Source organism: Heyndrickxia shackletonii, from assembly GCF_001420715.1.
In the GTDB taxonomy this organism is placed as follows: domain Bacteria; phylum Bacillota; class Bacilli; order Bacillales; family Bacillaceae_C; genus Margalitia; species Margalitia shackletonii.
The window spans coordinates 3,073,502-3,088,686 of record NZ_LJJC01000004.1 but is presented as its reverse complement, the minus strand read 5'-3'; the positions used below and the strand labels follow the sequence as shown (position 1 = coordinate 3,088,686).

Here is a 15,185-nt window from a genome sequence, read left to right as displayed (position 1 = left end):
CGAAGCCCCTTTTTCTTTCTTTATTTTAATTAGTGTTGTAAAATGCAGAAGGATAATTCCTTCAACAGTGAAAATAGGTCAGACATCTTAGATTTAGAAACAATTCAAAACTTTATGAAAAATTTGTATTATTCGTTGCGAGGATTACTAAATTATGATACTATTTAGTAGCCCTTGTGAGGTGTTAAATATGAATGAAGTCTTGGAAAACTGTTTAGTTTCATATATCGAGTATATTCAAATTGAAAAAAATTACTCGGAGTATACAATAAAATTTTATCGTCAAGATATTGAACACTTTTTTATGTTCATGATTGAACAAGGTATTTCCGATTTACAAAAGGTAGAGTACTTTGATGCAAGACTCTATTTAACCCAACTATATTCGAGTAAGTACAAAAGAGCGAGCTTAGCACGTAAAATTTCTTCCTTGCGCAGCTTTTACAAATTTTTGATGAGGGAAAAGATTGTAGTAGAAAATCCATTTGCTCTCTTAATACAGCCGAAAAAGGAACTTAGAATTCCAAAATTCTTTTATCAAGAAGAAATGGAAAAGCTATTTCAAGTATGTGATGGACCCAGTCCTCTCGATAAAAGGAACAAGGCATTGCTTGAGATTTTATATTCAACTGGAATACGAGTGAGTGAATGCGCAAACATACAATTGAAGGATATAGACTTTGATTTCGATGCTATTCTTGTAAATGGTAAGGGAAATAAAGAGCGTATTGTGCTTTTCGGCTCATTTGCGCGTGTCGCCCTTCATGATTACATAAAAACAGCAAGAAACCAATTGATGCAAACCGCAGCCCCTCATCATCAATTATTTGTAAATTATAAAGGAACCCCATTAACCGTTCGGGGCATCAGACATATATTGAATAGCGTAATTGAAAAGGCAGCACTTACCGGAAAAATGCATCCGCATATGCTCAGACATACTTTTGCAACTCATTTATTAGATAATGGTGCAGATATTAGAACGGTTCAAGAGCTTTTGGGTCATGAGTACTTATCATCTACACAAGTCTATACACATGTTACAAAAGAACATCTTAGAAAAACGTATATTGCACACCACCCAAGAGCATAAATACATGCCTTGGTAAATTTTAATTTATTTATTGAATGTGAAATAAGGTATAAAACCATGAAGAAATATGTATAATTTATGGGAATAAAAAGATATTTTACTTCCAAATTTAAACAGCATACTCGGTTAATTTTAATTTCCTGAAGGTATCATATAAAATGCACTATCTTTTCGGAGGTGTTTGAAATGGGCGATTTCCACGCAACTACGATATTTGCTATTCAACATAAAGGCAAGAGCGCTATGGCTGGCGATGGTCAGGTTACATTTGGTAATGCTGTAGTGATGAAGCATACAGCTAAAAAGGTTCGAAAGCTGTTTAATGGTAAAGTACTTGCTGGTTTTGCAGGTTCTGTTGCAGATGCTTTTACCCTATCTGAAATGTTCGAGGGTAAGCTCCAAGAATTCAATGGAAATCTGGCGCGTGCAGCAGTAGAATTGGCGAAGCAATGGAGAAGCGATAAGGTTTTGCGAAAATTAGAAGCAATGTTAATCGTAATGGATGAAAAAAATCTATTGCTAGTTTCAGGTACTGGTGAAGTTATTGAACCGGATGATGGAATATTGGCGATAGGTTCCGGTGGTAATTATGCATTGGCAGCAGGCCGCGCACTTAAACAATTTAGTGGAGATCATTTATCTGCAAAAGAAATGGCGGAGGCGGCTTTAAAAATTGCTTCTGATATTTGTGTCTATACGAACTCGAATATTATTGTGGAAGAATTATAATACTTATCTTCTTTAGTAACAGGGACTATCTACATCTCATTTTTCAGATGTAAGATTGTCTCATCATAATGAAAGAAGGAGTGAGGGTATCTTGGCTTATAAAATAAACAAAGCGATGAGTTTAACGCCTAGACAGATTGTTGAAAGACTTGATCAATATATTATTGGGCAAAAAGATGCAAAAAGAGCAGTTTCTGTTGCACTAAGAAATCGTTATCGAAGAAGCCTTTTAACCGAAGCACTTCGTGAAGAAATTATTCCAAAGAATATCTTAATGATTGGGCCAACTGGAGTTGGAAAAACGGAAATCGCCAGACGAATGGCGAAATTAGTCGGTGCTCCGTTTGTAAAAATTGAAGCGACTAAATTTACGGAAGTTGGATATGTGGGGCGCGATGTAGAATCCATGGTTCGAGATTTGGTGGAAACCTCTGTAAGACTTGTTAAAGAAGAAAGAATTAATGATGTAAAGGATCTTGCGGAGCAAAACGCAAACCGCCGCTTAGTTGAGCTTCTTGTTCCAGCTAAGAAGAAAACAAATAATTATAAAAACCCATTTGAAATGTTATTTGGCGGCGGAAATGTGCAAGAACACGACGAATCGGATGAGGATACCGCAGAAGATGTATCCATGAAGGAAAGAAAAAAAATTATTGAGACTAAGCTTGCAAATAAAGAACTTGAAGACGAACTTGTATCAGTCGAAATTGAAGAGCAAGCTCCTTCCATGTTTGATATGCTGCAAGGCTCCGGCATGGAACAAATGGGAATGAATATGCAGGATGCACTAAGCAATCTTATGCCAAAGAAAAAGAAAAAAAGAAAGCTAACCGTTAGTGAAGCACGCAAGGTATTAACGAATGATGAAGCACAAAAGCTAATAGATATGGACGATGTTACGCAAGAGGCTGTTTATCGCGCAGAACAAACGGGTATTATCTTTATTGATGAAATAGATAAAATTGTCAGCAAAAGTGGCAATTCTTCAGCAGGTGAAGTATCACGAGAGGGTGTTCAAAGAGATATCCTGCCTATTGTCGAAGGGTCTACTGTAGTAACGAAGTATGGTTCCGTAAAAACAGATCATATTTTATTCATTGCTGCGGGTGCATTCCATATGGCAAAACCTTCTGAATTAATTCCTGAGTTGCAGGGACGTTTTCCAATTCGAGTGGAATTAACAAAACTATCGGTAGATGATTTCTATCGAATTTTAGTGGAACCTGATAATGCGTTAATAAAACAATATACAGCATTATTAGAAACGGAAGGTATACAAATTGAATTTTCTGACGAAGCTATTGTTAGAATTGCTGAAATTGCATTTGAAGTGAATCAGAATACCGATAATATAGGTGCCAGACGTCTTCATACGATTATGGAAAAACTTCTTGAGGACTTATCTTTTGAAGCACCTGAAATAACGCTAGAAAAGGTTACTATTACACCTCAATATGTAAACGAGAAGCTTGGTGCTATTTCGCAAAACAAGGACTTAAGTCAATTTATTTTATAGGCGAGAAAAGTTCCTGAAGGTAGTGTTCACATATTATAAAGTAATGGATCAACAAGGATTCGGAATTATTTTTTTGAAAAATTTTTGCAATGATTATAAAAACACTAGGAGGAAGAAAAATGAATTTATTAGACAGAACTAGAAAAATTAATGCTATGTTACAAAAGGCTGCCGGTAAACCGGTAAATTTTAAAGAAATGGCGCAAACACTAAGTGAGGTAATTGAGGCGAATATATTCGTTGTTAGTCGCCGTGGAAAATTACTTGGATTTGCTATCAACCAACAAATTGAAAATGAACGCATGTCCCATATGTTAGAGGAACGCCAATTCCCAGAAGAGTATACAAACAGTTTATTTAATATTAATGAAACATCATCAAATATTGGTATTGAAAGTGCCTATACAGCATTTCCAGTTGAAAATAAAGATTTATTCGTAAGTGGCTTAACTACTATCGTTCCGATCATCGGCGGAGGAGAAAGATTAGGTACGCTTATTCTTGCTAGACTTCAGGAACAATTTAATGACGATGATTTAATCCTTGCTGAATACGGTGCAACCGTAGTAGGAATGGAAATTTTACGTGAAAAGTCTGAAGAAATTGAAGAAGAAGCAAGAAGTAAAGCAGTTGTTCAAATGGCGATTAGTTCTTTATCATACAGTGAATTAGAAGCTATTGAACATATTTTTGAAGAACTTAATGGAAAAGAAGGATTACTTGTCGCTTCAAAAATTGCGGATCGTGTAGGTATTACACGTTCAGTGATTGTAAATGCTCTTAGAAAACTGGAGAGTGCTGGTGTTATTGAATCACGTTCACTAGGGATGAAAGGTACTTATATTAAAGTGTTAAATGATAAATTCTTAGTAGAATTAGACAAGTTAAAAGCAAACTAAGCATTCAGAAATTGGTAAATATAAAATAATCAAAAGAAAAAGCCGTCAATTGTTGATAATTGACGGCTTTTTTTCAAATGAAGCTATTATTCCTCATATATATCCAATATTATCCACTAGTTTGTAATTTCTTCCCTTGATAAAATGAATTCAGTTAACTTTTTTGATAATTATGTCGTATTTTTGTATATATTGTTGTTGTTTCGTAATAATTATAATCCAAAAGAACTAATTTTAAAAATTTGATATGTAATTACTTAAATTTCAAAATATGTGCATGGACACTAAGATATTAAAACATTAAAATAGTTGATAGAATATTATGTCGTAATGGATAAAAAAATGTCGTATCTTAAATAGAGGTGTAGAAATTTGAAGTTATTTAACAATACATTTTCCACGGTAGAGAATGCCTTAAATTATTCTTCATTAAAACAAAGAGTAATAGCGGACAATATTGCCAACGTAGATACTCCAAACTACAAAGCGCAAGATGTTTCATTCGGGGCAATGCTGAACAGCTCTATGAATCAAGCCTTTTCAGCTAAGATGACAGATCAAAGGCATATTCCGTTTCAATCTGTTTCTGATAATCCGGCTATTATTACACAACAAAATGTGGAATATAACGATAACGGGAATAGTGTGGATATAGATAAAGAAATGTCGAACTTAGCTACAAATCAAATCTATTATAGTGCATTAACGGACCGAATTAACGGAATGTTTTCTACTTTACAAACTGTAATTAAAGGTGGCAAATAAAAATGTCAATATTTAATAGCATGAACATTACATCCTCTGCTCTTACTGCACAACGCTTACGAATGGATGTTATTTCCTCCAATATGGCTAATGTTGATACAACAAGAGGCAAATTGGTAAACGGAAAATGGCAGCCATACCAGCGAAAAGAGGTAGTTCTAGAACCAATGTCCAATTCTTTTTCATCTTTTTTGCAAGCGTCAACGGGCAATACAACTGGTAATGGTGTTAAAGTTGCAAAAATTGTTGATGATAATACACCATTTAAGCTTGTATACGATCCGCAAAACCCCGACGCCAATGCTGACGGTTATGTTGAAATGCCAAATGTCGATCCATTAAAAGAAATGGTCGACCTTATGAGCTCTACAAGATCTTACGAAGCGAATGTAACGGTGTTTAATTCTAATAAAGCCATGTTAATGAAGGCGTTAGAAATTGGTAAGTAAATACATATTTCTTTGAGCTTTACATTAAGCTTGAAAAATTTGATAGTTTATACATTTTATACATGAACGGAGGTTCTTCTATGGCTCTTCAAAATATTAATACGGTCGCGGCCAATATTTTTCGTCCGTCAGGCCAAATAAATTTTAATCAAAATAATTTAGGACAAACAACATCAGCGAACCCATCAAAAACTAGTTTTGCTGATATGCTAAAAAAGTCCATTTCCGAAGTCAATAATGATCAAATTCAATCAGATGTATTAACACAAAAATTAGCCAATGGCGATAATGTTGATTTACATGAAGTTATGATTGCTGCACAAAAGGCCAATATTACATTGCAAGCGGCTCTTGAAATTCGAAACAAGGTTGTTGAAGCTTATCAAGAAACAATGAGAATGCAAGTATAATATTTATGTTTATTGCTAATACCAATACCTTCGATTAAGACAATAAGATAAAAGTGAAATGTGATTCGGGGGAAAGAAATGAATGAGAATATAAAACAATTCTTTAATAGAATTAAAGATTACTGGAAAAGCAGAACAAAAAAACAAAAGATCACAGGTATATCAGCATTTATAATAATTCTTTTACTTATTTTAGGGATTACTTATTTTACCACCAGAACAACGATGGTTCCTTTATATAGTAATCTTGAACCAACTGAAACGGGTTCCATCAAACAGAGTCTGGATTCTAAAGGAATCAAGTCGGTTATTAGCGATAATGGAAAGACCATTAGTGTGCCGAAACAGGATGTAGATAATCTCAAGGTGGAATTGGCATCAGAGGGCATTCCAAAGACAGGAAGTATTGACTATTCCTTTTTTAGTCAAAATGCAAGCTTCGGTATGACGGACAATGAGTTTAATGTCATCAAATTAGATGCTATGCAAACAGAACTATCCAATCTTATTAAACAAGTGGATGGTGTAGAAAATGCTAAGGTTATGATAAATATGCCTGATAAAGGAATATTTGTAAACGATCCTAATCAACAAGCTTCAGCATCCATTGTTTTGACGACAAAGCCTGGGTATGAATTTACTGATAAACAAATAACATCACTTTATAATTTAGTATCCAAAAGTGTACCGAATCTTCCTACAGATAATATCGTCATTATGAATCAAAATTTTGAGTATTTTGATTTAAATAATGATAAAAATTCTACTGGAAGTACATTTGCTGAACAGATGGATATAAAGCATCAAATTGAAAGAGATATCCAAAGACAAGTTCAAACAATGCTAGGAACTTTAATGGGGTATAACAAGGTTGTAACAAGCGTTACCGCGGATATTGATTTTACGCAGGAGAATACAGATGAGCATTTAGTACAGCCTGTTGATAAGCAAAATATGAAGGGTATTGCCGTTAGTGCGCAAAAAATTACGGAAACGTATTCTGGGAATGGTGCTGCTGCAGCTGGCGGAGTACCAGGGACAAATTCATCCGATACTGGTTCTGGAACAACGTATGTACAAAATGGCTCGAATGGAAATGGCGACTATGAAAAAATTCAAGAAACCATGAATTATGAAGTAAATAAAATTCATAATCAAATTGTTCAAAGTCCATATAAGATACGTGATTTGGGAATTCAAGTCATGGTAGAACCGCCAAACCCAAAAAATCCGAGTTCACTGCCGCAAAGCAGAATTAATGATATTAATAAAATTTTATCTACTATTATAAGTACTTCTATTGATAAGAGCAGCGGAACGAATCTTTCTAACCAGGCTATCCAAAACAAAATCGCTGTATCAGTGCAGCCTTTTAATGGAAATACGACCTCTGCACCAGTTAACCAGTCAAAAATTCCATGGTGGGTCTATGTCATTGGAGGAATATTATTACTAATCATAGGCCTATTGATATTCTTTATGCTTCGTGTTAGAAGGAAAGATGTAGAAGAAGAGGATGATTTTGTTAAAACAGAACCAATTCAAATTGCTGATGTTAATGAAGAACATGAAACGGAAACAACTCTTCGTAAAAAACAATTAGAAAAAATGGCAAAAGATAAGCCAGATGAATTTGCAAAATTATTACGTACATGGTTATCCGAAGAATAGGGGGGTAAGGAATGGCAAGTAGAGAAAAAGGTTTGTCTGGAAAACAAAAAGCCGCTATCCTTCTTATCTCCTTAGGTCCTGATGTTTCGGCATCCGTGTATAAGCATTTAACAGAAGAAGAGATAGAAAAGCTGACTCTGGAAATATCAGGAGTTAAAAAAGTTCCCACTGAGACAAAAGAAGAAATATTAGATGAATTTCATAATATTGCTTTAGCACAGGATTATATCTCTCAAGGCGGGATTGGCTATGCAAAAACGGTTCTTGAGAAGGCACTAGGGTCTGAACAAGCCGCAACCATTATTAATAGGTTAACATCTTCTTTGCAAGTCAAACCATTTGATTTTGCAAGACGTGCAGAGCCTTCTCAAATCCTGAATTTTATCCAAAATGAACATCCGCAAACAATCGCATTAATACTTTCTTATTTGGAACCAGAAAAAGCGGGGCAAATATTATCGGAATTACAACAAGATGTTCAAGCTGATATAGCAAGACGTATCGCAATTATGGATCGAACTTCGCCGGAGATTATTAGCGAGGTAGAAGCAATACTTGAACAAAAGCTATCGTCAACCGTAACCCAAGACTATACACAAACTGGCGGTATAGAAGCTGTTGTAGAAGTATTGAACGGAGTGGATCGTTCAACAGAAAAAACAATATTAGATTCATTGGAAATTCAAGATCCTGAGCTTGCTGAGGAAATTAAGAAACGGATGTTTGTATTCGAGGATATTGTGACATTAGATAATCGTTCCATTCAAAGGGTTATCCGTGAAGCTGATAATGAGGATCTACTATTGTCTCTTAAAGTATCCAGTGAGGAAGTAAAGGATGTTGTTTTCCGAAATATGTCCACCCGTATGGTTGAATCCTTTAAGGAAGAAATGCAGTATATGGGACCAGTTCGTTTAAGAGATGTAGAAGAGGCGCAATCAAGAATTGTAACGATTATCAGAAAACTGGAAGATTCCGGGGAAATTATTATTGCCCGTGGCGGAGGAGATGACATCATTGTCTAAGATTATTAAATCTTCTTTTAATAATGAACTTCCGGGAAAAATAATTGACTTAAAAGATATTTTTATTGCAAATAGTTTTGAGCAAAATGAAACTGACGCCTTGTTCGAAATGGAGAAACAAAAATATTTAAGTCAATTTCAGCATAAAGCCGAATCGATGATTCAAGAGGCAGAGGAACAAGCCCAAAAAATAAGGGAACAAATCGAACAAGAAAAAGAACAGTGGATTCAAGAAAAGCAATTATGGATTGAAGAAGCTAAAAAGAGTGGATTTGAACAAGGACTTATAGAGGGCAGAAATCAAGGGTTTGAAGAGTATCGTTTACGAATAGATGAAGCGAATACAATGGTTGCTCATGCCAAAAATGAATTTGTAAAACACATCGAAGAATCAGAAAAAGTTATTTTAGATTTAGGTATAACGGCTGCTAAAAAAATTTTATGTGACACATTAGCGGGAGAGCCGGAAAAATTTCTTTCACTTGTCAAACAAACAGTTAAGGAAGTGAGGGAAAATCAAGAGATAAAAATTATCGTTCATCCTTCAAAATACCCAATAATCCTGTCAAGAAAGGATGAATTGGATAGTATTTTAGCCGGTCAGGTACAATGTTATATTTACGGTGATGAACAATTTACGGAAAATCAATGTGTTGTGGAAACCGAAAATGGTCGAATTGATGCTAGCATTGATAGCCAGCTTAACATGTTACAAGAGAAATTGCATGAGGTATTAGAAGGTGTCTATTCATGAAAGCAAGTGAACTTTTGACTTTCATTCCAAATATTGAAACTTATAAGCGGTTTGGAAAAGTAAACCGAGTGGTAGGGCTAATGATTGAATCCATCGGGCCCGAAAGTTCAATCGGTGAAGTATGCTTCATTCATGTTGGCGGTAAGAAAAAAGGCAGAAAAATAATGGCGGAAGTAGTTGGTTTTAAAGAAGAAAATGTTATTCTCATGCCATATACAGAAATACAAGATATATCTCCTGGAAGTTTAGTGGAAGCTACTGGCCGTTCACTCGAAGTGAAAGTTGGCAATTCATTGATTGGAAAAATTATTGATTCCCTTGGCAATCCGCTTGATGATTCACCATTGCCAAAAGGTTTAATGGCCATCCAAACGGAACAGGCACCGCCAAACCCATTAACGCGTCCGCCTATTTCGGAAGAGATGGAGCTCGGGGTTCGTGCGATAGACAGTCTTTTAACCGTGGGTAAAGGTCAAAGGGTCGGGATATTTGCGGGAAGTGGTGTTGGAAAAAGTACGCTCTTGGGAATGATAGCTCGAAATACAAATGCGGATTTGAATGTAATTGCACTTATTGGGGAACGAGGACGTGAGGTTAGGGAATTTATCGAGCGAGATCTTGGACCAGAAGGGCTGGCAAGATCCATCGTCGTGTGTGCTACTTCGGATCAGCCGGCATTAATGAGGATTAAAGGTGCTTTTACGGCAACTGCCATCGCCGAGTATTTTCGAGATAAAGGTCTAAATGTAATGTTTATGATGGATTCTGTTACCCGTGTTGCAATGGCACAGCGTGAAGTCGGACTAGCAGTTGGGGAGCCTCCTGCAACGAAGGGATATACCCCTTCCGTATTTGCCATATTACCTAAATTATTGGAACGAACAGGTACGAATCAAAACGGAACCATTACAGGTATATACACGGTGTTGGTAGATGGTGATGATATGAACGAGCCTATTGCTGATACTGTACGCGGAATATTAGACGGGCATTTTGTATTGGATCGTGCTTTAGCCAATAAAGGACAGTATCCAGCTATCAACATATTGAAAAGCGTAAGCCGCTTAATGAATCATCTTGTTTCTGATATGCATAAACAAGCAGCAGAAAAAATCAGAGATCTTTTAAGTACATACTTAAATGCAGAGGATCTCATAAACATTGGGGCTTATAAGCGAGGTAGCTCAAAAGAAATTGATTTGGCTATTCAAATGTATCCGAAAATTATTTCTTTCTTAAAACAACGAACTGATGAAAAAATTACAATGAATGAAAGTATTGCTTCTATCATAAATCTCGCTGAAAATGGTGAATGAACATGAAATACCAGTATAAATTCGAAAAGGTTTTAACTTTCAAGGAACGCGAAAAAGAGGAAGCATTATCAGCTTATCAAAATGCTATTAAAACATTCGAAGAAGTGGCAGAAGAGTTATATCGTTTACTGAAGAAAAAGGAAGATTTAGAATTATTCCAAGCAGAAAAGCTGCAAACTGGATCATCTGTTCAAGAAATAAGACATTACCAGCGATTCATTATAAACATGGAAAAATCTATTAAGTATTATCAAGAACTTGTATTGAATGCAAGGAATCGTATGAATTGGTGTGAAACACAACTGATTGAAAAAAATGTCGAAGTAAAAAAATATGAAAAAATGAAAATAAAAGATTATGAAAAGTTTTTAGAACAAATGAAACTTGAAGAGGACAAGGTAACGGATGAAATTTCTACTCTCCAATATTTTCATCGGACAGGAAATTAGGTGATTGTATGGCAAAAGAGGAAGCATTACTAGAAGAAGAGAAATCAGGCAACAAGTTTTTATGGTTCATATATGTCGTTGTCATACCATTATTATTTGCGATTGTTATAGCATTAATTGTCACAACATTTGCGGGGATCAATGTTTTTGAGAAGGCAAAAGAACTTGGGGAAAAAACTCATATATTGTCTGCTAATAATGCTACGAACAGATCGAAAGCAGATGAGGATAAGATAATCAGTTTAAATGCAGAAATTCAAAACAAAGATACACAAATTGAAAATCTGCAGAAGCAATTAGACAGTGGGGACAATGAAAAACAGCAATTACTTTTAGAGCAAAAAAGACTTCAACAACAAATTGCAAGCTTACAAAAGTCTCAAGCCCAAAGTACAAAAGATTTCAAAGAAATTGTTAGCTCATATGAATCCATGAATCCGAAAAACGCGGCCCCGATTATCCTTCAAATGAAGGATGAAAACGCGGTGAAGATTTTATCTAAGCTAAGCTCAGAGGCATTAGCAAGTATATTAGAAAAGATGCCTGCCGACCGTGCTGCGAAATATACAGAAATGCTTGGAGGAAGCTCAAATTAAAAATTATGTATTTGCATAGGAAATAAAAAATTAAACCATGTGAATAGCCTTGGATAAACTTTTTATAAAGGGGTCTGCGTCTAGCTTAAGCGCCTATCGGCTAGTGGATTTCTACGTCTTCTCCCTACGATAAGTTAACATCAGCTCGTGAACTACTTCAGCACGGTTTCCTTTATCTCGAGCCTGCGACTACGAAATCCATACGCCGATGTTCAAGTCGCTTATGCATTTGATTTTGAAAGGAGGTGAAATAATGAATGTCACGATGCTTCCATTAGGTTCAATTTCTCCATCGGTAAATACTGGTAAAAATGGCTTAAAAACAGGGAATACAAATAATGCGTTTTCCAGTTTGCTGCAGCTTCAAGCAAGTAAAGGAAATCAGGATGGAATAGGTTCCACTGAAAATCTGGCAGATGTTTTAAAAACAATTTTGCAGATATTAAAAAATGGATTACCAAATACAAATGGACTAGGCTTTACAAATAACGATAAAATTTCTGATGACCAAATTAGTAACTTGTTGGGGATGACGAAGGAAGACTGGAAAGCGCAAATGAATGATTTGCTTGATAGTCTACAAAGCCTATTTGCAAATTTACCGCAATTTTTGTCTCAATTGAAAGAAGTGAAAAGCTCCTTAGTGGATGGTAAGTTTTTAAAAGGAATGTCTGAGTTAGCCTCTGCCGTTTCAAAACTGCCTTCTGATGCTTTTGAACAGTTAAAAGGAAATCAGCTTCAAACATTTGCAAAAAATGTAAAGGTAACTGAACAGCTTGCCAAGACTGTTGACTTATCAATGGGAGATATTAAACAGCTAACACAATTGAATGAAGGTTTACAGAATGTAATTGCAAAAATTGAATTGTTGGTAAGAAACAGTAAATTAACAACACAAAATACGATTCTTCAAACTGCCTTTTCTTCTATATTAAAGGATCGCCAAAGTATGGTATCTGACATAAATCAAGTTAATGAAGTTTCGAAAGGTTCAGGTGAAAATATCGAAGACTCGTCTGCTCAGACAAATTTGTTTTCTAATTTGATGAATCCTATTTCAAAAACAGAGCAATTTATTTTGCATCTTGGAAAGGGAACTGAAACCTCAGGTAATTATAGTGAATTTGTCAAAGAATTTACGAATATCCTGGCAAAATCACAGCTTACAACAGGATTAGACGGAACAAATAAACTATTTATTAAACTTTATCCAGAACATTTAGGTTCTATTAGAATTGAATTATTACAGGATAAAGGAAGTATAACGGCAAAAATGTTTGCAAGCAGCGGGACTGCGAAGGATTTATTGGATTCTCAAATCAATCAATTAAAAGACGCTTTTTCTATGCAAAATATTCAGGTGGATAAAATTGATGTCCTGTATGGAGAAACCCAGACACAAAAATTTGGACAACAAGATCCAAGACAACAATCATCCGGCCAAAATAATGAAACACCTAATCAAGAAAATGAAGAAGAGAATGATACATCCTTTTCCAATTTTTTAAGTGAGAGTTTACTAGAAAAAATAATATAGGTGATGATTATGGGAAACACAATAGATCCAAGTTTGCTATACACAAATAAACAAAGTGCTGACCGAAAAACAGGCTCAGATATTTTAGGAAAAGACGACTTTTTAAAAATCCTTATGGTTCAATTGCAAAATCAGGATCCTATGAATCCGATGCAGGATAAAGATTTTATTGCACAAATGGCTACATTCTCATCGTTAGAGCAAATGACAAACATGAACCAGACGATGCAGCAATTTGTAGATTCGCAAACACAAAGTCAATTAATAGATTATACACAATTTGTAGGCAAACAAGTTACTTGGCATAAATCTACTCCAAGTAGTGAACCTAATGGACAACCTACTATAACACAAGGAACGGGTGTCGTAACAGGGGTTCGTTTCGTCAATAATGCGCCAAAGTTTATTTTAGATGATGGAACAGAATTAGATGCAGCTAATATTTCGCAGGTAAACGCCCAGTCTAAAGATAATTCTTTAGTCCAGGCTAGTTATCTAATTGGCAAGAAAGTGACATGGTTAGATGATCAAAATCAAGAAGTAAGTGCAATCGTTAAATCAGCTGCATTAAAAAATGGTGAAATAGTATTAGGTTTAGATAACGATCAAAATATCAAACCGGATCAATTAACGAAAATAGAAAATTAAAAGGATGTGGTTGAATGGTGAAGCCCTTTATTCATCAGGTTCCATTACAACCAATTACGCCAAAAAATACTTTACCGAAACCAAATCAGCAAAATAAAAAAGTAGAATCGTCGTTTTCACAACATTTTAACGAGGCGTTAAAAAATAATTCAGAGAAACTTACCATTAGTAAACATGCCAGTATAAGGATGGAACAAAGAGGGATAAAAATAGATCAGCCTCTTTGGGATAAAATTGCAATGAAGGTAATGGAAGCGAAGCAAAAAGGTGTAAATGATTCTTTAGTTTTAGTGAAGGATGCTGCTCTTATCGTTAGTGCCAAAAATAATACAGTAATCACTGCAATGGATAAAAACGAAGCATGCTCACAAATCTTCACGAACATTTCAGGTGCTATTATAGTTGAATAAAAACAGCTGGACCTAAAAGGAAGCTGAAACTGTGGAATGAGAGAAGCAGTTTTTAGAAATAGCTCTATTCTTATGAAATTTGCAGAAGACTGAAAGGGGAAAATAACAATGTTACGTTCAATGTACTCAGGAATAAGCGGAATGAAAAACTTCCAAACCAAATTAGACGTAATTGGTAACAATATCGCTAACGTAAATACTTACGGCTTCAAAAAAGGTCGTGTAACTTTTAAGGATGCAATTAGCCAGTCGATTTCAGGAGCTAGTGCCCCATCAGGTGGACTTGGGGGTAAAAATCCTATCCAAGTAGGATTGGGATCTACTTTAGGTTCAATTGATATAGTCGATACTGAATCTAGTATGCAAACTACTGGACGGCCACTAGACCTTGCAATTGATGGAGATGGCTATTTTACTGTCAAAAATGGTAACCAAACATATTACACACGTGCTGGGAATTTTTACTTAGATAAAGATGGAAACCTAGTGAATAGTGATGGTTACTTTGTTCAAAAAAATGGTGGTGGAAATATTACAATTCCAAGCAGCACTTATTCAAGCTTTGATATTAACTCTTCTGGTGTAGTAACGGGGGTTGATGCAAGTGGAAATGCGGTTAATCTAGGTACTATTAGTATAGTGAAATTTAATAATCCAGCAGGTTTAACGAGGGTTGGTGGTAATTTATTGAAAGATAACCAAAACTCTGGAGCACCTCAAGATGGAGTTGCTAATAGTGGGGGGCGTGGCTCCGTAAATGCAGGTTATTTAGAAATGTCCAACGTAGACCTTTCCGAAGAATTCACAGAAATGATCGTAGCTCAACGTGGTTTCCAAGCAAATACTAGAATTATAACAACATCTGATGAAATTCTTCAAGAATTAGTCAATTTAAAACATTAAGATAGGGAGGGACAG

17 protein-coding genes are annotated in these 15,185 nt (G+C 35.4%); all 17 read left to right on the top strand.

The window, feature by feature from the left end; all coding sequences use genetic code 11:
- Positions 1-190 precede the first annotated feature (190 nt).
- The 17 genes from xerC to flgG all read left to right on the top strand — a co-directional run bounded on the left by xerC (position 191) and on the right by flgG (position 15,170).
- A complete protein-coding gene (xerC, locus tag AN964_RS14805; RefSeq protein WP_055740422.1) occupies positions 191-1,093 on the top strand; it encodes a tyrosine recombinase XerC in 903 nt (300 codons plus the stop codon).
- Between the two features lie 186 nt (positions 1,094-1,279).
- The gene (gene hslV / locus AN964_RS14800) at positions 1,280-1,822 is read left to right on the top strand and encodes an ATP-dependent protease subunit HslV (RefSeq protein WP_055740421.1); all 543 of its coding nucleotides are present in this window, start codon (positions 1,280-1,282) and stop codon (positions 1,820-1,822) included.
- Positions 1,823-1,937: 115 nt separating this feature from the next.
- Positions 1,938-3,338 (top strand): ATP-dependent protease ATPase subunit HslU, encoded by a 1,401-nt coding sequence (gene hslU, locus AN964_RS14795; protein WP_161809285.1) that lies wholly within the window; start codon positions 1,938-1,940, stop codon positions 3,336-3,338.
- Positions 3,339-3,457: 119 nt separating this feature from the next.
- Positions 3,458-4,237, top strand: a complete 780-nt coding sequence (gene codY / locus AN964_RS14790) for a GTP-sensing pleiotropic transcriptional regulator CodY (RefSeq protein WP_055740420.1) — start codon at positions 3,458-3,460, stop codon at positions 4,235-4,237.
- Between the two features lie 372 nt (positions 4,238-4,609).
- Entirely contained in the window at positions 4,610-5,002 is a 393-nt protein-coding gene (gene flgB / locus AN964_RS14785) for a flagellar basal body rod protein FlgB (protein ID WP_055740419.1), read from the top strand.
- A 2-nt stretch (positions 5,003-5,004) separates the two neighbouring features.
- Positions 5,005-5,451, top strand: a complete 447-nt coding sequence (flgC, locus tag AN964_RS14780; protein ID WP_055740418.1) for a flagellar basal body rod protein FlgC — start codon at positions 5,005-5,007, stop codon at positions 5,449-5,451.
- Between the two features lie 80 nt (positions 5,452-5,531).
- Positions 5,532-5,861 (top strand): flagellar hook-basal body complex protein FliE, encoded by a 330-nt coding sequence (gene fliE, locus AN964_RS14775; protein WP_055740417.1) that lies wholly within the window; start codon positions 5,532-5,534, stop codon positions 5,859-5,861.
- Positions 5,862-5,939: 78 nt separating this feature from the next.
- The gene (gene fliF, locus AN964_RS14770; protein WP_055740416.1) at positions 5,940-7,532 is read left to right on the top strand and encodes a flagellar basal-body MS-ring/collar protein FliF; all 1,593 of its coding nucleotides are present in this window, start codon (positions 5,940-5,942) and stop codon (positions 7,530-7,532) included.
- 11 nt (positions 7,533-7,543) lie between these two features.
- Complete coding sequence (fliG, locus tag AN964_RS14765) at positions 7,544-8,557, top strand: flagellar motor switch protein FliG (protein WP_055740415.1); 1,014 nt, start codon at positions 7,544-7,546, stop codon at positions 8,555-8,557.
- Positions 8,550-9,311, top strand: a complete 762-nt coding sequence (fliH, locus tag AN964_RS14760; protein ID WP_055740414.1) for a flagellar assembly protein FliH — start codon at positions 8,550-8,552, stop codon at positions 9,309-9,311. The genes fliG and fliH overlap by 8 nt, the downstream gene beginning before the upstream one ends.
- Positions 9,308-10,627: a flagellar protein export ATPase FliI gene (gene fliI / locus AN964_RS14755; RefSeq protein WP_055740413.1), complete on the top strand. Its 1,320-nt coding sequence runs from the start codon at positions 9,308-9,310 to the stop codon at positions 10,625-10,627. The genes fliH and fliI overlap by 4 nt, the downstream gene beginning before the upstream one ends.
- 2 nt (positions 10,628-10,629) lie before the next feature.
- The gene (fliJ, locus tag AN964_RS14750; protein ID WP_055740412.1) at positions 10,630-11,076 is read left to right on the top strand and encodes a flagellar export protein FliJ; all 447 of its coding nucleotides are present in this window, start codon (positions 10,630-10,632) and stop codon (positions 11,074-11,076) included.
- Positions 11,077-11,084: 8 nt separating this feature from the next.
- Complete coding sequence (locus tag AN964_RS14745; protein ID WP_055740411.1) at positions 11,085-11,672, top strand: MotE family protein; 588 nt, start codon at positions 11,085-11,087, stop codon at positions 11,670-11,672.
- A 253-nt stretch (positions 11,673-11,925) separates the two neighbouring features.
- A complete protein-coding gene (locus AN964_RS14740) occupies positions 11,926-13,209 on the top strand; it encodes a flagellar hook-length control protein FliK (RefSeq protein WP_055740410.1) in 1,284 nt (427 codons plus the stop codon).
- A gap of 9 nt (positions 13,210-13,218) precedes the next feature.
- On the top strand, positions 13,219-13,857 hold the full coding sequence (gene flgD, locus AN964_RS14735; protein WP_055740409.1) for a flagellar hook assembly protein FlgD: 639 nt from the start codon (positions 13,219-13,221) through the stop codon (positions 13,855-13,857).
- Positions 13,858-13,871: 14 nt separating this feature from the next.
- Positions 13,872-14,267 carry a TIGR02530 family flagellar biosynthesis protein gene (locus tag AN964_RS14730; protein ID WP_055740408.1) on the top strand — a complete coding sequence of 132 codons (396 nt, stop codon included), beginning with the start codon at positions 13,872-13,874 and terminating at the stop codon, positions 14,265-14,267.
- Between the two features lie 108 nt (positions 14,268-14,375).
- Positions 14,376-15,170 carry a flagellar basal body rod protein FlgG gene (gene flgG, locus AN964_RS14725; RefSeq protein ID WP_055740407.1) on the top strand — a complete coding sequence of 265 codons (795 nt, stop codon included), beginning with the start codon at positions 14,376-14,378 and terminating at the stop codon, positions 15,168-15,170.
- Positions 15,171-15,185 lie beyond the last annotated feature (15 nt).